The 18,108-nt window shown below is 42.3% G+C and carries 21 protein-coding genes; 6 read left to right on the top strand and 15 right to left on the bottom strand.

The annotated features are described in order from the left end of the window. Positions 1 to 64: 64 nt before the first annotated feature. The 5 genes from AABK37_RS09525 to AABK37_RS09505 all read right to left on the bottom strand — a co-directional run bounded on the left by AABK37_RS09525 (position 65) and on the right by AABK37_RS09505 (position 2,347). Complete coding sequence (locus AABK37_RS09525) at positions 65 to 418, bottom strand: hypothetical protein (protein WP_432551325.1); 354 nt, start codon at positions 416 to 418, stop codon at positions 65 to 67. Between the two features lie 125 nt (positions 419 to 543). Further along, complete coding sequence (locus tag AABK37_RS09520; protein ID WP_432551324.1) at positions 544 to 915, bottom strand: hypothetical protein; 372 nt, start codon at positions 913 to 915, stop codon at positions 544 to 546. A 120-nt stretch (positions 916 to 1,035) separates the two neighbouring features. Continuing rightward, positions 1,036 to 1,395 carry a hypothetical protein gene (locus tag AABK37_RS09515; RefSeq protein ID WP_432551323.1) on the bottom strand — a complete coding sequence of 120 codons (360 nt, stop codon included), beginning with the start codon at positions 1,393 to 1,395 and terminating at the stop codon, positions 1,036 to 1,038. Between the two features lie 103 nt (positions 1,396 to 1,498). Beyond that, positions 1,499 to 1,870, bottom strand: a complete 372-nt coding sequence (locus tag AABK37_RS09510; RefSeq protein ID WP_432551322.1) for a hypothetical protein — start codon at positions 1,868 to 1,870, stop codon at positions 1,499 to 1,501. Between the two features lie 105 nt (positions 1,871 to 1,975). After that, positions 1,976 to 2,347, bottom strand: a complete 372-nt coding sequence (locus tag AABK37_RS09505) for a hypothetical protein (protein ID WP_432551321.1) — start codon at positions 2,345 to 2,347, stop codon at positions 1,976 to 1,978. A 383-nt stretch (positions 2,348 to 2,730) separates the two neighbouring features. On the opposite strand from AABK37_RS09505, the gene AABK37_RS09500 reads away from it, so the two are divergent. Further along, complete coding sequence (locus AABK37_RS09500) at positions 2,731 to 3,090, top strand: helix-turn-helix transcriptional regulator (RefSeq protein ID WP_432551320.1); 360 nt, start codon at positions 2,731 to 2,733, stop codon at positions 3,088 to 3,090. Between the two features lie 264 nt (positions 3,091 to 3,354). On the opposite strand, the gene AABK37_RS09495 is transcribed toward AABK37_RS09500, so the two are convergent. Further along, on the bottom strand, positions 3,355 to 4,032 hold the full coding sequence (locus AABK37_RS09495) for a polysaccharide deacetylase family protein (protein ID WP_432551319.1): 678 nt from the start codon (positions 4,030 to 4,032) through the stop codon (positions 3,355 to 3,357). Between the two features lie 391 nt (positions 4,033 to 4,423). Between AABK37_RS09495 and AABK37_RS09490 the strand changes: the two genes are divergently transcribed. After that, positions 4,424 to 5,293 carry an RnfABCDGE type electron transport complex subunit D gene (locus AABK37_RS09490; RefSeq protein ID WP_432551318.1) on the top strand — a complete coding sequence of 290 codons (870 nt, stop codon included), beginning with the start codon at positions 4,424 to 4,426 and terminating at the stop codon, positions 5,291 to 5,293. A gap of 201 nt (positions 5,294 to 5,494) precedes the next feature. Continuing rightward, complete coding sequence (locus AABK37_RS09485; protein ID WP_432551317.1) at positions 5,495 to 6,868, top strand: DUF2330 domain-containing protein; 1,374 nt, start codon at positions 5,495 to 5,497, stop codon at positions 6,866 to 6,868. Between the two features lie 95 nt (positions 6,869 to 6,963). Here the strand turns inward: AABK37_RS09485 and AABK37_RS09480 are convergent, their stop codons facing one another. From AABK37_RS09480 to AABK37_RS09470, 3 genes are read right to left on the bottom strand one after another with little or no spacing between them, the layout of a single operon-like run. Then, positions 6,964 to 7,980 (bottom strand): zinc-dependent alcohol dehydrogenase family protein, encoded by a 1,017-nt coding sequence (locus tag AABK37_RS09480; protein ID WP_432551316.1) that lies wholly within the window; start codon positions 7,978 to 7,980, stop codon positions 6,964 to 6,966. A 25-nt stretch (positions 7,981 to 8,005) separates the two neighbouring features. Continuing rightward, positions 8,006 to 8,701: an NADPH-dependent F420 reductase gene (locus tag AABK37_RS09475; RefSeq protein WP_432551315.1), complete on the bottom strand. Its 696-nt coding sequence runs from the start codon at positions 8,699 to 8,701 to the stop codon at positions 8,006 to 8,008. Positions 8,702 to 8,710: 9 nt separating this feature from the next. Then, the gene (locus AABK37_RS09470) at positions 8,711 to 9,286 is read right to left on the bottom strand and encodes a nuclear transport factor 2 family protein (protein ID WP_432551314.1); all 576 of its coding nucleotides are present in this window, start codon (positions 9,284 to 9,286) and stop codon (positions 8,711 to 8,713) included. Positions 9,287 to 9,429: 143 nt separating this feature from the next. Between AABK37_RS09470 and AABK37_RS09465 the strand changes: the two genes are divergently transcribed. Beyond that, complete coding sequence (locus AABK37_RS09465; RefSeq protein ID WP_432551313.1) at positions 9,430 to 10,347, top strand: LysR family transcriptional regulator; 918 nt, start codon at positions 9,430 to 9,432, stop codon at positions 10,345 to 10,347. Positions 10,348 to 10,389: 42 nt separating this feature from the next. Here the strand turns inward: AABK37_RS09465 and hpsU are convergent, their stop codons facing one another. From hpsU to AABK37_RS09440, 5 genes are all read right to left on the bottom strand, one after another. Then, positions 10,390 to 10,983, bottom strand: coding sequence for a hormogonium polysaccharide biosynthesis acetyltransferase HpsU (gene hpsU / locus AABK37_RS09460; RefSeq protein WP_432551312.1), 594 nt, complete (start codon positions 10,981 to 10,983; stop codon positions 10,390 to 10,392). Beyond that, positions 10,983 to 11,147 carry a hypothetical protein gene (locus tag AABK37_RS09455; protein ID WP_432551311.1) on the bottom strand — a complete coding sequence of 55 codons (165 nt, stop codon included), beginning with the start codon at positions 11,145 to 11,147 and terminating at the stop codon, positions 10,983 to 10,985. Before AABK37_RS09455 ends, hpsU begins: the two co-directional genes overlap by 1 nt. Positions 11,148 to 11,164: 17 nt before the next feature. Beyond that, positions 11,165 to 12,106, bottom strand: coding sequence for a glycosyltransferase family 2 protein (locus tag AABK37_RS09450; protein WP_432551310.1), 942 nt, complete (start codon positions 12,104 to 12,106; stop codon positions 11,165 to 11,167). A gap of 15 nt (positions 12,107 to 12,121) precedes the next feature. Further along, positions 12,122 to 13,051, bottom strand: coding sequence for a glycosyltransferase (locus AABK37_RS09445; RefSeq protein ID WP_432551309.1), 930 nt, complete (start codon positions 13,049 to 13,051; stop codon positions 12,122 to 12,124). 205 nt (positions 13,052 to 13,256) lie between these two features. Then, complete coding sequence (locus AABK37_RS09440) at positions 13,257 to 14,042, bottom strand: hypothetical protein (RefSeq protein ID WP_432551308.1); 786 nt, start codon at positions 14,040 to 14,042, stop codon at positions 13,257 to 13,259. Positions 14,043 to 14,261: 219 nt separating this feature from the next. Here AABK37_RS09440 and cobU point away from each other — a divergent pair, with 219 nt between their 5' ends. Further along, entirely contained in the window at positions 14,262 to 14,807 is a 546-nt protein-coding gene (cobU, locus tag AABK37_RS09435; protein WP_432551307.1) for a bifunctional adenosylcobinamide kinase/adenosylcobinamide-phosphate guanylyltransferase, read from the top strand. 56 nt (positions 14,808 to 14,863) lie between these two features. Then, entirely contained in the window at positions 14,864 to 15,292 is a 429-nt protein-coding gene (locus AABK37_RS09430; RefSeq protein WP_432551306.1) for a hypothetical protein, read from the top strand. Between the two features lie 249 nt (positions 15,293 to 15,541). On the opposite strand, the gene AABK37_RS09425 is transcribed toward AABK37_RS09430, so the two are convergent. Next, positions 15,542 to 17,131, bottom strand: coding sequence for a helix-turn-helix domain-containing protein (locus AABK37_RS09425; RefSeq protein WP_432551305.1), 1,590 nt, complete (start codon positions 17,129 to 17,131; stop codon positions 15,542 to 15,544). Positions 17,132 to 18,108 lie beyond the last annotated feature (977 nt).

Here is an 18,108-nt window from a genome sequence, read left to right as displayed (position 1 = left end):
GAGCCAAAGGGCGTTGTTTAAGTTAAACTTTTACTACCAACGCCTAAGAACTCAATTTCCGCGATTAGCGACCGCGAAAAATTTGTCTTTGGTTGTTGCGGGTTACGCTATCTTGAGCATTCACAGAACCGCCAATTGCAGCACCATCTTGGCGTGTACGTTGGACAGAGCCTTGAGATTGGTTTGTGTTACCTTTGCGGTAGTATGGGCTGTAGTATGCGCCAGCTTTTTTCTGTGCGTTTTGAATTTGTTGTTGACGGTTGCTGCTTGTGGAGCTTTGAGCGTTGGTGCTACCATCGATCGCAGTACCTTCTTGTGTGGTACCTTGCACGTTGCTTTGAGATTGACCGGCAAAGGCTGCACCAGGAGCAATAGCTAAAGCAGCAGCTAAGATACCGAAAGCAAAATTCTTCAACATTGTTTTAAACCTTAATATTTGTGTGTGAGTGTTGTTGTTAATTGAGAAGGCGTTATTTGAGGAATTAGAATCGTTTGGGTGACTCTTTTATTTAATAGGTAACGCCATCAGAACTTATGCAGTAATTAGCAGCCGCGACGAGCTAAAAGTTGGCGCTGATTGCTGGCTGTGCTGCTATCTTGAGCATTCACAGAACCGCCACTTGCAGTACCGCTTTGGCGTGTAATTTGAGTAGAGTCTTGAGCTTGAGCACTAGATCCACCTCTGCAAGCGGGGTTGTTGTATCTGCCACGGTAACCACCAGCTTTTTTCTGTGCGTTTTGAATTTGTTGTTGCACGTTGGTGCTGGTGGAGCTTTGAGCGTTGGTGCTACCATCTTGTGCAAAACCGTCTTGTTGGGTAACTTGGACGTTGGTTTGATCTTGACCGGCGAATGCAACACCAGGAGCAATAGCTAAAGCAGCAGCTAAGATACCAAATGTAAGATTCTTCAACATGTTTTTAGACCTATTAATTGTGTGTGTTGTTGATTTAAACAAGGCGTTATTTGAGGAATTAGAATCGTTTGGCTGACTCTTTTATTTAATAGGCAAACGCCTTGAGAACTTATGCAGTAATTAGCGGCTGCGACGAGCTATAACTTGGCGTTGATTGCTTGTGGTAACGCTATCTTGAGCATTTACAGAACCGCCAATTGCAGCACCGTTTTGGTGGGTAACTTGTCTAGAAGCTTGAGCTTGAGCATTCGAGCCACCTCTGCAATAGTAGGGGCTATAGTATCCGCTACGACGACCGGCTTTTTGAATTTGTTGTTGCACGTTGGTGCTGGTGGAGCTTTGAGCGTTGGTGCTACCATCGATTGCAACACCCTCTTGTTGGGTGATTTGTACGTTGCTTTGAGATTGACCGGCAAATGCTGCACCAGGAGCGATCGCTATTGCTGCGGCTAAGATACTAAATGTAAGATTCTTCAACATATTTTTAGACCTGATTAATAGTATATATATGGTTGTTAATAGATCCAGGCGTTGCCTATTCATCAAATAATGGTAAGCAACGCCTGATAACTTGATAGAATAATTAGCAGCCGCGACGAGCTAAAACTTGGCGCTGATTGCTTGTGGTAACGCTATCTTGAGCATTCACAGAACCGTTAATTGCAGCACCGCTTTGGCTTGTATGTTGGACAGACCCTTGAGATTGGGCACTAGATCCACCTCTGCAAACGGGCTTGTAGTATCTACCACGGTAAGCACCAGCTTTTTTCTGTGCGTTTTGAATTTGTTGTTGATTGTTGATGCTGGTGGAGCTTTGAGCGTTGGTGCTACCATTGATTGCAGCACCCTCTTGTGTGGTAACTTGGACGTTGCTTTGAGATTGACCGGCAAATGCTGCACCAGGAGCGACAGCTAAAGCAGCAGCTAGTAAACCAAAAGCAAAATTCTTCAACATTGTTTTTAAACCTAATTTACTTGTGTGTGTATGGTTGTTAATAGATCCGGGCGTTGCCTATTCATCAAATAATGGTAAGCAACGCCTGATAACTTGATAGAATAATTAGCGGCAGCCAGCAGCTAAAATTTGACGCTGATTGCTGGTTGTGGTGCTATCTTGAGCATTCACAGAACCGCCAATCGCTGCACCGCTTTGGCTTGTACGTTGGACAGACCCTTGAGATTGAGCACTAGATCCACCTCTGCAAACGGGCTTGTAGTATCTACCACGGTAAGCACCAGCTTTTTTCTGTGCGTTTTGAATTTGTTGTTGATTGTTGATGCTGGTGGAGCTTTGAGCATTGGTGCTACCATCGATTGCTGCACCTTCTTGTGTGGTAACTTGCACGTTGCTTTGAGATTGACCAGCAAAGGCAGCACCAGGAGCGACAGCTAAAGCAGCAGCTAGTAAACCAAAAGCAAAATTCTTCAACATAATATTTCTAGACCTGATTATTTGTGTGTTGTAGTTGGTTCAAACTGACTTATAAATCCTGTGACTCAATTTGCGTATACATACTTAAAATTTGAGGAGTTCTCAGGGTTTTTACGCTGTCGTTTGATGTTATGAGATTCAAATCAAAGTCGCATCATTCCGGATTTTTCTGAAAGTTTTTTTCAAGTTGAATGTTTGCGCTTTATCTGCCCTTTATATAAACTCCCTCTAAAAGAGGTAAATCTCATACTAAATAGTTTTAACCAAAGTTCTTGGGGGTGTCAAGAGTTTGGGCAAAAGTTTTTTTTGGTAAATTCCTGGGCGCTGGTTTTTTTTGGTGCTAGGATCTACGACTATAAGTTAAGATATAAAGTGCTGTAGCTGTGAAACAGAAAGCAAAACCAAGAATCGCCTTTCTGCGTGACAAAGCAGGGCTGACCCAGCTTGAGCTATCACGTCTTGTCGGAGTGACTGAAAGCACGATCCAGAACTGGGAGAGTGGCAGGACTGGATGTGACCATATTGAAAGAATCGTGAGATTTTGCCAAGCTCTAAACTGTCAGGTAGAAGACCTGATTGAGTACGTAAGTGCATCACCAGAAGAGATTTCGGCAAAAACACCAACATCTTTAAGCGAGATACATGACCTATTGGGGACTGACGAGCCAACGCTTGCTAGCACACCCCAACCTGAAGTAGCTCACAAGCGTAAAGTCGCTAGAAGCAACTCCAACGTATCTTAAGTAAATTGACTCATTCTTAATTTCTTCGGTCATAAGCACCAGCCAACTATTGTTGGTACTTAATTGCTTGACTATTGGCACGTAAGAAAAGCAAGTGACAAAGTGTGTATACTACCTAAATTAAAATGTATGCGGGACACCGTATCATACTATTATTCTACTCTAAAAGGGTATTACTTGGCAGCGCGTTTGTAGATAGCAATAAAAGCGGGAATGTTGAGCATTAACTATTGGCGCTAGCACTCAGATTATAGGTGATGATTATTACCTGAGTGCAGCTTGCTGCCATAAAGTATCAACTGTCACAAACTGATAGCCTTGTTGTAGCAATTGGGGAATCAGGCTTTCTGCTGTAGCGGCAACATCTTGTCCGCCGCAAGCGCCATCATGCAAAACAATCAGTGAGCCGTTTTGTACTTGCTGGAGAACTCGCTGCACTACAGTACCGACTCCTGGTCTTACCCAATCTTCTGGTACAACGCTCCACATAACTGGACGGTAATTCCACTGATGTAATAAATTTAAAGTTTCCGGTGTAAAGAAGCCGTTGGGGGGTCGGACATCACGTACTTGTGACGGTGGTAAATTGCAAGCACTATGAATTGCAGCTTGGGTTTTTTCTAAACTTTGCTGAAGTTCAGTTGGGGAAAGCATCGGGAAATTGCGATGATCGTAGCTATGCAATCCGATCCAGTGACCGCGATCGCATATTGTTTTGGCGATCGCCGGATTTCGATTCACGCAAACACCCAACCAAAAAAAACTAGCTTTAATATTATAGCGGTCTAAAACGGCTAAAAGTTCCGGCGTGTATTGCGGATGGGGACCATCATCAAACGTGAGTGCGATCGCTTTAGAATTTGGATCGCCACACCAAAGACACTTAGGAAACGTTGGTTTGAGAAGTCGATAAACAAGCGGATATAGAGAAGCGAATTGCATCTTGAGTCTTTCAATTTTAGATTTTAGATTTTGGATTTTAGATTTTGTAACGCTTACTATAAGAAAATTTACGGTATTGTATAACTGTAAAAGAAATAACTAATTAATAGTTAAGAAATTTAAATTGTAGGGGAGCCAGTGCGTTGCGGAGGTTCCCTCCGTTGTAGCATCTGGCGTTGTGTTATGCCGTTCGCTTTTAGCGTCCCGAAGGGAAGGCTAACGCACCCTACGTCTACGTCAAGTTTATATTTATTCATATAAGTTGAATTTTTCTCACCGACTTACTTAACTTAACTGTAACAAAATTTGTAACGGCAGCATGATTTTCGCATCTAGGCGTTTAGATTGGTGACACACCTAAGTTTAGGGGAAATCCCTGATTGTAGGAGCAATGTTGCTCAAAGATATACGAGATTATCAAATTTTATTTCTTTCCTTATTCCTAATTTTGGGAATTGGTACAAGAGATTGGACGTTGCGACCAGAGTTGATTGCAGTGGCGATCGCAACCTGTGTATCAACGCAATGGCTTTTGTCAAGAGTCAAGAGTTGTAGAGACGCGATATATCGCGTCTGTACGAGTCAAGAGTTATTGGCAAATGACACAGGACAAAAGACGAATCTTCGTAGTGCGTTGATTACTGCGTTAGGACTCAGCTTGCTTTTACGGGCTGATGATTGGACGACGATGGCTTTAGCTGGATTTGTGGCGATCGCTAGTAAGTTTGTCTTCAAAGTCGGTGATAAACATTTCTTCAATCCCGCCAACGCTGGTATCATTTGTGCCTTATTACTAACCCCCAATGCTTGGGTTTCACCGGGACAATGGGGTGATGATTGGTGGTATGGGCTGTTATTTGCGGGCACAGGTGGCATGATTCTCAAGCGAGTCGGACGTTGGGATACAACAGCCGCTTTTTTGCTTACATACGCTTTTATGGAAGCAATTCGCAATATGATGCTGGGCTGGACTTGGGATGTTTACTGGCATCGATTGATGAGTGGGTCATTGCTGCTATTTGCCCTGTTTATGGTGACAGACCCTCGGTCAATTCCCAATGCTCGAATTGCGCGTGTGATTTGGGCAATGTGCATCGCCATATTAACTTTTATTCTGCGGAATTATTTCTTTGTTTCCACCGCAGTTTTTTGGGCACTGTTTGCCCTTGCCCCTTTGACTATCCTGCTAGATACCTTTTGGAAAGCACCGAGATTTTCTTGGGGAATGGGGAGTGGGGAATGGGGAATGGGTAGTGGTTAGTGGTTAGTGGTTAGTTGTTAGTAGTATTTTCCAACCATCAACTATCAACCCTTCGGGTTCGTCAGATGCGCGGCTGTCGGGAAACCCGACGGCAGGTGCTACAACGGGGGGAAAATACGCAACGCACTGCCTCCCCAACGTACTGACTCACCATCAACCATCAACTATCAACTATCAACTAACAACTATCAACTAACAAACATGAAACCTTTTCGATTATTAATTTCTTTACTACTAACATTTGTTGCTGTGTTTTGTTTTACGCCGACGGCTTGGGCATTTTGTGGATTTTATGTTGCGAAAGCTGATGCAAAGCTGTATAACAAAGCTTCTCAGGTGGCGATCGCGCGATCGGGCGATCGCACTGTCCTGACGATGGCAAATGACTTTCAGGGTGAAGTCAAAGATTTTGCAATTGTTGTACCTGTACCGACAGTGTTACAAAAAGAGCAAGTGCGCGTTGCTGAACCGAAAATTATTGAGCGCTTAGATGCTTTTAGCGCCCCAAGATTGGTAGAATACTTCGACTCAGACCCCTGTACACCAGTTTATCAAGAAAGAGGAGGGCTTCCACTACCATTAGCAGCACCAAGAAGTCGGGTAGGAAGTGCCAGAAGTGCTGACAATTTAGGTGTGACTGTCGAAGCGCGTTTCAATGTTGGTGAATACGATATTGTAATTCTTAGTGCCAAAGAATCTGGCGGATTGTCAACTTGGCTGAACCGCAACGGTTATAAAATTCCTAAAGGGGCAAAACAGCTACTTCAGCCTTACATTCGTTCCTCAATGAAATTCTTTGTTGCTAAAGTCAACTTAGATAAATTTGAGGAATCTGGCTATCAGTTTCTGCGTCCTTTGCAAATTTCTTATTTTTCACCTAAATTCATGCTGCCAATTCGTTTGGGCATGATTAACGCCACAACCGAACAAGATTTAATTGTCTACATTCTCTCACCTAAAGGACAGGCAGAAATCACCAATTACCGGACAGTGAAAGTTCCTTCCGGTGAAAATATTCCTTTATTTGTCAAAGATGAATTTAGCGACTTTTATAAATCCATGTTTCAAACTTCTTACATCAAAGAAGATAGAAAAGTGGCATTTTTAGAATATGCTTGGGATATGAGTAATTGCGATCCTTGTTCTGCCGAACCTCTCAGCCAAGAAGAACTCAAGCAAGCGGGTGTATTTTGGCTAGATAATGATTTTGGGGTAAACGCACCCGCACCCCGCCGCATTCGCCCGCCAAGCCCTTCTAGTAGCGTTTTCATTTCTCGTTTGCATGTCCGCTACACCCGCGACAAATTCCCCGAAGACTTGATGTTTCACGAAACCTCTAACCGCGAATCTTTTCAAGGGCGTTACGTTTTGCAACATCCGTTTACAGGTCAAGTTACATGTTCTGCGGGAAGAGAATATAAGCGGTCTTTGAGCAAACGTTTTGAAAAAGAAGCGCAAACTCTTGCTAAATTAACTAATTGGAATATTCAAGACATTCGCCAAAAAATGAAGCTTGTCGGGCAGGTAAGTAGTTCTTGGTGGCAGAATCTTTTCTCTTGGTTGGGATTAACGTAAGGTAAGAAAGCACGAATAGATATAGAAGTAGAGAGGACAGTAAGCGTCGTCTCTACGTATTTTTTGATTACCTATATCACTGCTGGTTTAAATAATTAAACCGTCACCACAATTTTTCCGTTCTGCTGATTCGATTCCATGTAGCGATGCGCTTCGACAATTTCATCCAATTTGAAAACGCGCTCATCAATTACAGGTTTAAGTTGTCCTGATGCCAAACCTTCGTAAATAAATTTGACTCCTCTTTGAACAGCTTCTTCGTTACGCGATAAACTCAATGCGTCGCTACCTGTAAACTCAAAAACAGCATAAACGGGGAATTTAATTGACTTCGTAATCGCAGGTAACAAGGGAAAAATCGTTGGTTCTGGCGATAAGGTACCGTAAATAATAATAGTGCCTTTGGGTGCAGTCACTTCCACAAGTTGCGCTAGTGTGGGACCTGCAACTGGGTCATAAACCAATTCTACACCGCGATCGCCTGTAATTTCTTTGACTCGACCTACCAAATCTTCTTCATTGGTAACAATAACATAGTCTGCCCCTGCATCAACGAGATTTTGGCGTTTTGCTTGGGTTCTGGTGGTAGCAATTGTAATCGCTCCCATCATTTTTGCCAGTTGAATTGCGGAATATCCAGTACTGCTTGATGCAGCAGTAATTAAAACATATTGCCCTGGTTGTAACTTACCCACATCTGCAAATGCAAAATATCCAGTTAAATATTGCAGCCATGCTGTTGCGGCTTCTGTGGAAGTAAGATTGTCAGGATAACGAAAGGCTGCATTAGCAGGGACAATCACTTGTTCGCCGTAACTACCATAATCCCGCATCGAAAAAAATGGACCCGTACTAACTTTATCACCTACCTTTAAGTTTGTTACATTTTCGCCAACCGCGTCAACTATACCCGCTGCTTCATAACCGAGACTTGAAGGCAATTTTGGCATTTCCACATAATTACCTTCGCGGAACAAAACTTCCGCACGGTTCAACCCAATTGCTTCAACTTTGATGCGAATTTCGTCTTTACCGGGTTCTCGTACTTGTACATCTTCAAGTTTGAGAACATTTGCATCACCAAGTTGATCAAAACTAACTACCTTAGCCATAGTGATATTTTTCCTTTTCTAGTAATTACTTCAAGCGGGTGATAGAAAAAGCAAAATCCTTAAGTTCATTGGCTTCCATAACTTCGTGCCATAATCTCGCCAAATTTTCCAGCAAATGTGCGCTCGATAGACGACCTGCATCTACCGGAATAAAACCGCTGTCTTCAATCAGTTGAACGACTAAATGCTTGGCTTGTTTATCATCTCCGCACAAAAAGACAGTTAGCTTGTTTGTGTCAGACTCCTGAGTTGCCTTTACCAAAAGCTCGGCAGGGAAATGATTAAAGGCTTTCACAATCCGCGCACCCACCAATCGTTTTTGTAGCTCTTCGGAAGTAGAGCCGGCTTCTGGAATCTCAAAAATGTGTTCTCCTGGTGCAGTACCGACGATGGTCTCAGTCGTTGTGAGCGGATTCATAGTATCAATTACAATTTTGCCTTCGAGTGAACCCAGACCGTTGAGCACTTGTTCCATCTTTCTCCAAAGCACAGAGAACAAAATTACGTCTGCAAACTCTACAACTTCATCCGCTTGACCTGATGAGCCATTAACACCCATTTCAGCAACTAACGGTTCTAGTTTTGAGAAATTGCCGGAGTTGCTGACCATCACTTGATGACCAGCATGTGCCCAAGCTTTTGCAAGCGTCCCACCGATTTGTCCTGCTCCGATAATGCCAATCTTCATCACTAAACTCCTTATCTGTAAAATTGCCGTCAAATCATCAGCTTAAAAAAGTGGTTGGCGAATTTGGTTGCGCTCACTCGCTTTTGCTGCGAAGTAATGCCGTGTAGCATCATCAATCGGGAAAACTTGGGAAACAGCCATTTGGTCAATGGTTAAGCGTGCAAGCTTCCATTCGTTTTCTTTACGGAAATTCATGACTTGAATCCCATGTGCAATTAGCAAAGGATTATCTGATGCTACCAACTCAGATGTATCAGCAAATTTCAACACATTTAAGTAGCTAACTGAGGTTGCTGTTTCATCTGCTTCACCATAGACAATAATATTTACTGGTTGATGGCGGATACCATCTAGCAAAACTGCCTGGTTTGCTTGCCAAAATTCAGTATGTGCTTTTTTACCTTCACGATATGCTAGGGCGTGGTCGTAAATAAAATTGTCTGTGACAATGGCTTCGATGACATCAAAATGACGTGCATCCAATGCAAGCTCGAATAATTGCGTTTTTTCAATTAGTTCGAGTTTGTCTTCTGCCGATAATTTGATGCCGTCTTTCTGGATGTAGCTAGCAAACAGCGCAGCCGGAATATTCGCACTTGGCTTTTTACTAGTAAACATGGTTACATCTCCTTAAAAATTAATCTGTGAAATTACTAGAAAAAATCGATTGGTAAAGGTTTGTTTTTATATGTTTTTATGTCTCAACCTTTCCTATATCCATACTCGCAAGATTAAAATTATTTGTCCAATCGATTAATAATATGAGTGTCATTCATCATTTCAATCTTGCAGGGGTAGACCTCAACTTGCTGGTTGTATTCGATGCGTTGATGACTTCCCAGCACCTTACCCGCGCTGCCGAAAAAATTGGGTTGTCGCAACCTGCAACCAGCAACGCGCTTTCTCGACTGCGGAAACTGTTTAAAGATGATTTGTTTATCAAGACATCTAAGGGGATGACACCGACACCAAAGGCAATTGAGTTAGCTGAATTTATCCATGAGGTGTTGTTGCAAGTTCAAACAGCTATTTACAGCGAGTCGCAATTTATCCCCGAACAGAGCGATCGCATCTTCCGACTTGGTATGGATGATTATACAGAGGTAGTATTTTTACCGAAGTTATTGAAACAAATTGAAATACTTGCTCCAAAGGTGAAAATTCAGGTGCGCTCAACTAATTGGATGCGATCGCCTAAACTACTTGATGCTGACGAAATTGATTTGGCGATCGGGCATTGTCCGCAATTCCAAGCGTGGCATACTCGACAATTACTTTACCAAGAGCATTTTGTCTGTTTGTTTGCAGAAAAATTTAAAATCCAGAAAGCGATCGCTCTAGAGGAGTATATCGCAGCTTCTCACCTGCTTGTATCTCCCAAAGAAGATATGGTGGGCTTGGTAGATAAGGCTTTGGCTCTTCAAAACCTAAGCCGAAATGTTGCCATGTCTGTGCCCAACTTTCTGATTGTGCCGTTTATTTTGGTAAATACAAACTTGATTGCAACTGTGCCTGCACAGCTAGTCAAAACATTTGTAGAAGTTTGGCAATTATATGCTTCCCCACTACCATTTGAAATGACTGGTTTTTCCGTAGATATACTGTGGCATAACAAAAATGACCGCGACCAAGGGCACATATGGTTACGGAATTTGATTTCTCAAATATGTGTAGATTAGTAGAAAGAAGTTGGAGCAGTGGCTTCAACTTCTCAAATCTACTTACTTCTGCCTGGGATACCTGGGACGACAGGGATTTCCCCAAGCTACTTGCCCTGCGGGTATGTCACTTAAAACACTGCTACGAGCGCCGATTACGGCATTAGCCCCAATTGTCACTCCTGGGGCAATAAAACAATCTGTTGTTACCCATGCGCCATTACCAATGGTGATAATTGCTGTTTTCAGTCCAAAGGCTGGATCTTTGATGTCATGAGTACCAGTACATAGATAACTTTTCTGGGAAATTACGCAGTGTGAGCCGATGTGAATCTCATCAAGACTGTATAAAACGACATCATCACCAATCCAGCTATAATCGCCAATGCTGATTTTCCAGGGATAAGTAAAGCGGGCGGTAGGGCGAATTAATACACCTTTGCCGACTTTTGCCCCAAATAGCCGGAGTATAGCGCAACGGAGATTACTGAGGGGCTGAGGAGTCAGTGGAAAGGCGATCGCTTGTACAAACCACCAAAATAAAATATACCAACCTGCACGACCCCGATCAAACCAGGATTGGTCATACTTGCGTAAATCTACAAAAGGTTCTGCATCAACTACCGACGGTTGTTTACTCACATTCAACTGGGACATCAAATTTTAGATTGGGAATTGGGCAATGGGCATTGGGCAATGGGCATTGGGCATTGGGCAATGGGCAATGGGCAATGGGCAATGGGCAATGGGCAATGGGAATAAAAAGAAGCTAGACGTATTTCTATGCCCACATAGACCATGCCCCATGCCCCATGCCCCATTCCCCATTCCCAATCTTTTAAGTTGCCGTTTGTCCAATTTCTTGCGTGAGGGATGGTGGTGCCGATTTGGGGGTGCTGGTAGTATTTAGTTGCCCGCCACAACTGCGTAATTCGTAAAGTTTCACCCCAATTTGGTATTCATATTGACTCAACAAACGGGCGTAGGTATATCCAGCTTTGCCATCCAAAAAGCCGCGCTGAATAATGTAGAACAAAATAAATCGCAAAAATGGTTTAAATGGCAAACGTACCCAGACTTTTTTCAAAAAGCGCTTGCGTTGCACTGCATCACCAAATAAATTTGCGCCAATAGTGCCGCTGTCGTCTTTACCTGTGAGAATGTTGAAATAAACACGCGCTTCCCAGTTGGAATAGCGATTATGTCTTTCTAACCAGTGGAACAAGTCGCGGAAGTCTTCATGAAGCATATCGTTTTTCAGATAGCCGACTTTCCCCGGTAAAATGACGTGTTCGTGAACTTCATTATCACCAGTGTTGGGAATATCCTCGGTGTTGAGATTTTCGTAGCGACCTTTGGCGTGCTTAAATAAACGCAGGTTCCAATCAGGATATTTACCGCCGTGGCGAATCCATTTACCTAAGAAAAATACGCGGCGATTGAGGTAATAACCATCGTGTTCATCATTTTGAATTGCTTGAGCAATTTCATCCCAAAGTTCGGGGGTGATGCGCTCATCGCAATCGACAATTAGCACCCATTCATTACGGAAAGGTAGATTTTCTAAAGACCAATTTTTCTTTTTGGGCCAGCGTCCATTAAAGTGGAACTGCACCAGGTTTGCACCGTAACTTTTAACAATTTCCTCGCTCTGATCGGTACTTTGAGAGTCTACAACAAACACTTCATCGGCAACAGCGACGCTAGCGAGGCAAGCTGGTAAGTTTGCTTGTTCGTTTTTTGCGGGAATTAATACGGAAACTGGTATTTTTGATGACATATTAAGTAGTTATTTCTATTTTTTATTTGATGATAAAAGACCCTGAATCGCGGCATTTAAGTAACCAATCTGACCGTAGGCATACACAAGTTTGTCAAAGCGTTCTGCTGGGTCACTTAAATGTTGCAATGATTTATACAAGCCGCGTAAAAACCTTTCGCCGCCGCGCTGCAATTGACCGATACCGGCTTTACCGGCAAGTTGTTCTCGATAGCACTCACTGATGCCTTGCCACCAGCCTCGGTTTAAAAACCAGGAGCGGTTGAGGCGTTCTGGAGCGACATTGTGAGCAACTAGAGCATCGGGAAGATAAGCAACTTGCCAACCGCGTTGAAGGGCAAGTTCTGTCATTTGCAGTTCTTCATTAGATAATAAGTTTTTACCTACTCGACCGAGATTAGGGTCAAAACCGCCAATTTCGTTGAGAAAGCTGCGGCGGATCGAGTAATTTAAGCCTCTAGGGGTTAAACCGGGCTGCTCGATGTAGACGATGCTATCACCTAAATCGTATGCTCCCAAATTGCCAGCTAGTCCGGGAGATAGCCAGCGTGGTTGTTGGATTCCTTGGGGCCATAATAAAGTGACTTTGCCACCTGCGATCGCGATCTTAGAGTTATTTTCATAGGCAGAATATAATATTTGCAACCAGCGCGAGCTTGCAACTGCATCGTCATCCAAATAAGCGAGAATTTCCCCCCTAGATTCTTTTGCACCAGTGTTGCGAGCGACAGATAAACCAAGCACCGGTTCAAAGACGTACTTCAAACGGGGATCGGATAACCTTTGTTCTACAACTTCGCGTGTGCGATCGCTTGAGTTATTATCGACCACCACCACCTCAAAGCCAGCGGCAAACTCTTGCGCCAAAAGGCTATCTATGGCAGCGCCTAAATAGGTATCTCGGTTGTGAGTACAGATAATGGCAGAGATTTGCGGATCTGGCATAAAGTTGATTTTGGATTTTAGATTTGGGATTTTGGATTTGGGATTTTGGATTTCTTAAGAGTCAAGAGTGATTTTGCTTGTCTCAAGAGTCTCCCTGTCCCCTTGTCCGGTGTGTCTCCTTGTCCCCTTGTCTCCTTACCGCTAAATCTATACCAAAAATTCCTGACTCACCAACCGAGTTTTTTCGGAAATAATCGTTAAAAGTTCATGCTTGTTGAATATGACTGTGTAAAACTACCAGAGTTTCCGCCAGTTGACTAAGTTTAGTTTCTAAATATTGCTTGCGTCCTAGTAGTTGGCGTAACTTTTGGTAACGAGCGATCGCCATACTTACGATCGGTACTTGATCGGGTGGACAGGGACGCGACCACACTTGACCGGAGGAATCTAAACCGCAAAGGCGGTAGCCTGTACGTGCTGATTGATACGATACGTTTTCTTGAGCCGCGCAAATTTCTTCTACATAATCCATCAGGCGATCGACTTCCGCATGGCGCAGGGTTGCGGTTCCCCCAGCTTCGCTTTCTCGTGCCTGGGACTCTAACCAGCCATTGACAATCGGACCTTCTATGTAAATATCTTGAATTTGTTTGACAATTTTTTGCAATTCTTTTTGCCAAAGCGAAACGCTTTCTTGAATTTCTTGCAACAAATTAAGTGCTAATGCGGGATTAGCTGCGTTGCGATGGCTTGTGAAGCTGGGAGTTTTGAATTTGGGTAGTGCCGGCGATCTGCCATCGCTGTCTTGTGTGGGAAAGGTTTGCACAGAGTTATGATGATAAGAATGATTCTCAAATTCTGTACCAAACTCAGGTGCGTCTGCTTCGGTCACACCTTCTTTTGATGAAACAGCATCTGCTGTAGCTTCGCTATTTCCAACGCTGATCCGAAAAGAGAAAGACTGCTTTGTAGAACTAGCTTCGGCGGAGGCTGTGCCGTTAGTTCCCAAATCGTGTAGAGTTGCCTCAATGCGTTTTAAGCCTGCTTTCATAAAAAATTACCTAACTTATCCTGTCCCCAGTGGTGTTCTAATGATTGAGAAGTGTCTCAATGGGATTTTTCTTTTTTCGCCACAAGTGGCATTAAATAATGCTGGTGCTAATTTTATCTCTTAAAAGTTATTTAGTACCAAAAATCCCACTTTGGTAGTGAAAAAATTCAAAGTAAGAAATTGCCACCCTAATTAATTAAAGATACTAAGGAAAAAGCTTTGGGTAAAGTCATCCTCGTGACCGGACCTGCACGATCTGGTAAAAGTGAATGGGCAGAAATTCTGGCAATGCAGTCAGGCAAAGCAGTTGTTTACATTGCCACTGCCACGCAAAACTCAGCGGACGCAGAGTGGAATCAACGCATTGCCCAACACCAAAAACGCCGTCTTGAAGATTGGGTAACGCTGGAAGTACCGATAGAATTATCTGCTACTCTTGCGGATGCTCAACCAAATATCTGTCTATTGGTAGATTCTTTGGGAACTTGGGTAGCTAATCTACTCTCTCAGGAGGATGCAATCTGGGAAAACACGGTTGCAGAATTATTAGAAACGGTGGATTTGGTTGCGGCTGATATGATATTTGTGGCAGAAGAAACAGGTTGGGGTGTGGTGCCGGCTTATCCGGTTGGGAGAAATTTTCGCGATCGCCTGGGTTCTTTAATCCGCCAATTAGCTCATCTGTGCGAAGCTGTTTATTTAGTCACTGGCGGTCATGTTCTTAATCTCAGTGTTCTCGGTTCCCCGTTACCACCAAAATCTTAATTTAAAATTAAGTATTGAAAATTAGAAATCTGATGTCGCAAGTTTAATATTGTGGTATGGCAACCAAACACGAAGTAAAACAATACCTTGCTTACTGGTTTCAGTTAGGCAAAAAGGTGATGACAAATAATGGTTCGGCAAGTCTGTTGCCGCAACCCGTAATTCAAGGCGATCGCTACAGTCAGGAATTTGAAAATTGCTGGCAGCAAATTATCTCACCAGAAACAGGCGACTGTTACTTAGAAGGTACGCAAGAAACTATTGCCGAGTTGCTGACACCGAGTTGGGAAATGAGCCATTGTAGTCGTTGTACGATGCCAGTACCGATGCGAAGCTTGGGAATGCCACCTGAATTATGTCCGTGTAATGATTTACTCAATTGGCCCAATACAGAATTGCCAGCACCGCGATCGCCAGTAAATAATCAAGAACAATTAACGGCAATTCGCGATCGCTTGAATAATGTTTCGTCTACAAGCAGATAACTGGGTGTTGGTAAATATTACTATTAAATCCCTAATTTTTTGTAGAGACGTTCCATCGGAACGTCTCTTGTGAGGTTTTGGAACCATAACCAGAGCGTAAAAATTTTCAATTTATACCGCAAATCATCAACGCCATTAATTTTACAAGCGATCGCCTTTTTCATAGCCCGCACCAACCGAAGCGGGCTTTGTATCTTTAATACCCTTACATTATGAAGGTGCATTCCGGACAGCAATCCAAAATCGACATTACCCCATATTCAACACTTTCCTTAACACTGCTTGGTCTTCTGACTTCGCTTTTAAGCGACCATTTTCGACATCTCGAATCCAGCTTTGGCTTTTACCTGTCAACTTTGCTAATTCTCTTTGGGAGAGATTCAGATTTTTTCGCGCTTGTAAAATCTGTTCCCCAAGCAAATCGCCGGTGGTTTTTATCTTTTTTCTAGTGGTAACAGTTTGTCGCTGATTTTTCTGAGATTTGGGGATTGGCTGTTCCCATTCTGGTGGTAGTTCAAACGACAAAATTCGAGCGTTCATTAGCAAATTCCACTTACCACGCGGACTTGTGTCTGTCAAGCGAGTGTCAGCACCACCGTCATTAGTCCAAAATTCTAATGCTTCTTCTGGATCTTCGGGAATATCAATTAACTTTGCCCACAAAGGTTGAATTTCTGGTGGATAGGTAATCGGGTCGAAAACTGGTTTGATTCCATAATGATGGAGAATTTCCAAGTCACTTTCAAAAGTTCGCAGCAGTCGCTTGCGTTCTTCGCGATGTCTGGTTGCGTGGTTGACTTTTTCCTCACCGTAAGCAACTTTCAGCAAGGTGGGAACGGTGATGCGTTGTTCTTTGCCCATTTTAGTTTTAAATAGCAGCCATAGCATTAATCGCGCTGCACCTTCATGTTGTTGCCAAATGCTCATGATTGTGCTTAACAAAGATTTAGGCAGACTGCGATATTGATAAAATGCAGTTCGCTCTTTGCATCCTTGTTTATTTAAGAAATACCGCGTCCAAATACCAGCTTTGACTTTAAAAGTTAACCCGACTAGATATTTACACCCCAGATTATCTTCTTGAAAATAGTGCTGAATGTCTACTATGTGCCACAAGCGACTGCCTGTAACTGAGAAACCTTTGATTCGACCTTGTTGGGGCCAGTCAATGGTGGTTATCAGCGAGCAAGCTTGCAGTACAATATTTTTCATAAGAGCGAGTTTGGCGTTTTTACTCAAGTCTTTGCGTTTCTCTAAGCCTAAATATTTCTCAATTTGGCGATCGTCGATCGCAAACTCTTGCTCCCAAGGTTGCTCGGAAGCTGTAGCATAAGCAGCAAAAATTAAATGGATGCAAGCAGCTCTAATATCAAGTGCTTCAATTGCCTGTAACTCTGTTGCGCGATCGCTTACTTTAAATGGATCGGTAATGTGAAATGCGATCGCTCCCTTACCTTGGTTAACTTGTCTGCCATAACATAAGAAACCCTGTTCATCGATTTGCCAAGGTAAAGATGTTCGCTGTGCCAACACGTTGCAAGCTTCCCAAATGACGATCGCTGATGCAAAAGGGTTACTCTTCCCATTGGCAAACAAATCTGAACTTGTGGCATCTCTAGGTTCAACTTTGCATCTTCCCTTTTTCGCTTGCCAAGGAATCGGTGACTTTGTGGGACAGGCAATCACGCATTGCGGTTCGGGGTAATAACCTTCGCAATTGTTACAAAGACAAGGGTCGATCCAATATTCATCGTTCTCTATTTTGATCGCACCTGTAGGACATTGAGGACGGCAGTTATCACATCCAACGCAACTGTTGTTAGGAATTGTATAAGGCATACGGCAATTGCCACTCTACTCGCTCTCGATATCTGGCTCAAGTCTAAGAATGGATGTATTTACTTTTTTTAATACTCACCACCACAATATTTCGACTGCAAGAATATTATCTTGCCAAATTAATCAAGAAACATCCATATTCAGTACTTTGCATTTCTCTGAATGCTATAAACGCTTTTAACTAAAGCTTAATATTACTTATTTATTAAATATATATTTCCCGAATCTTAAGATAACGTTGTTCACTTCGGAGCTTAGAAATATTTTTTAATATCTTACATCATCGGATATATATAAACGTTTGCTAGCTGAACATAATAAAAAATCATAATTGTTATTGACGAACATTTAGCTTTTTAGCGATAGATTTTATCGCGCTTATTAATATTATTAATAATTTTTCGGAAAAAATTATGTTGTTAGCTAATTTACAGTTTTTAATGACAAATTAAATGTGTTGAATTGATGTAAATAATCAAAAATATGATATTGAGCTTGTATTTAGTTATGTAGGCGATCGCTTAAAAAGTAAATTTCACATCATTTACTTTGCCCAATATAGATTCCGGATATACATAAGCTAATACAAAAGCAATTATGTATATCTAAACACTATTTATTATTTTTATTTGGTAACGCATATTTCTCTATAAACACTATCATCAGTCAGACAAATTTTACCAAAACTTGTCAAATTAAACATCAGTTATTTATTTCTATTTATCAGTAAATAAGGAATTTAAGTCTTCAGCAATCGATTGCTCTGATAAATCTTGCGTCTCACCTCAAATCAGCAGAATCAGGCTATACAAGCATGATATCAGTCAACGTCTAATTTAAATTATTGGTAAAAAGTTTCAACTAGAAAGTTTCAAATAACTTAAAAAAATCCAAATATTAAGTAAAAGTCATCAAAAATTGATAGAGAAAATAATCATTTGTGAATAATAAAGCCAGCTAATTAAGATTAAGTTAGG

Origin of the sequence: Tolypothrix sp. VBCCA 56010 (assembly GCF_050875635.1) — a bacterium.
Taxonomy (GTDB): domain Bacteria; phylum Cyanobacteriota; class Cyanobacteriia; order Cyanobacteriales; family Nostocaceae; genus Hassallia.
This window is presented reverse-complemented; position numbering and strand designations above follow the sequence as displayed.

Bases quoted from the DNA above. Each gene is read 5' to 3' on its own strand.
- AABK37_RS09525 (WP_432551325.1), bottom strand. From the start codon at position 418: ATGTTGAAGAATTTTGCTTTCGGTATCTTAGCTGCTGCTTTAGCTATT.
- AABK37_RS09480 (WP_432551316.1), bottom strand. From the start codon at position 7,980: ATGGCTAAGGTAGTTAGTTTTGATCAACTTGGTGATGCAAATGTTCTC.
- AABK37_RS09450 (WP_432551310.1), bottom strand. From the start codon at position 12,106: ATGTCATCAAAAATACCAGTTTCCGTATTAATTCCCGCAAAAAACGAA.
- AABK37_RS09485 (WP_432551317.1), top strand. From the start codon at position 5,495: ATGAAACCTTTTCGATTATTAATTTCTTTACTACTAACATTTGTTGCT.
- AABK37_RS09440 (WP_432551308.1), bottom strand. From the start codon at position 14,042: ATGAAAGCAGGCTTAAAACGCATTGAGGCAACTCTACACGATTTGGGA.
- AABK37_RS09520 (WP_432551324.1), bottom strand. From the start codon at position 915: ATGTTGAAGAATCTTACATTTGGTATCTTAGCTGCTGCTTTAGCTATT.
- AABK37_RS09425 (WP_432551305.1), bottom strand. From the start codon at position 17,131: ATGCCTTATACAATTCCTAACAACAGTTGCGTTGGATGTGATAACTGC.
- AABK37_RS09455 (WP_432551311.1), bottom strand. From the start codon at position 11,147: ATGGGGCATGGGGCATGGGGCATGGTCTATGTGGGCATAGAAATACGT.
- AABK37_RS09510 (WP_432551322.1), bottom strand. From the start codon at position 1,870: ATGTTGAAGAATTTTGCTTTTGGTTTACTAGCTGCTGCTTTAGCTGTC.
- AABK37_RS09505 (WP_432551321.1), bottom strand. From the start codon at position 2,347: ATGTTGAAGAATTTTGCTTTTGGTTTACTAGCTGCTGCTTTAGCTGTC.
- AABK37_RS09490 (WP_432551318.1), top strand. From the start codon at position 4,424: ATGTTGCTCAAAGATATACGAGATTATCAAATTTTATTTCTTTCCTTA.
- AABK37_RS09430 (WP_432551306.1), top strand. From the start codon at position 14,864: ATGGCAACCAAACACGAAGTAAAACAATACCTTGCTTACTGGTTTCAG.
- AABK37_RS09515 (WP_432551323.1), bottom strand. From the start codon at position 1,395: ATGTTGAAGAATCTTACATTTAGTATCTTAGCCGCAGCAATAGCGATC.
- hpsU (WP_432551312.1), bottom strand. From the start codon at position 10,983: ATGTCCCAGTTGAATGTGAGTAAACAACCGTCGGTAGTTGATGCAGAA.
- AABK37_RS09465 (WP_432551313.1), top strand. From the start codon at position 9,430: ATGAGTGTCATTCATCATTTCAATCTTGCAGGGGTAGACCTCAACTTG.
- AABK37_RS09495 (WP_432551319.1), bottom strand. From the start codon at position 4,032: ATGCAATTCGCTTCTCTATATCCGCTTGTTTATCGACTTCTCAAACCA.
- AABK37_RS09445 (WP_432551309.1), bottom strand. From the start codon at position 13,051: ATGCCAGATCCGCAAATCTCTGCCATTATCTGTACTCACAACCGAGAT.
- AABK37_RS09470 (WP_432551314.1), bottom strand. From the start codon at position 9,286: ATGTTTACTAGTAAAAAGCCAAGTGCGAATATTCCGGCTGCGCTGTTT.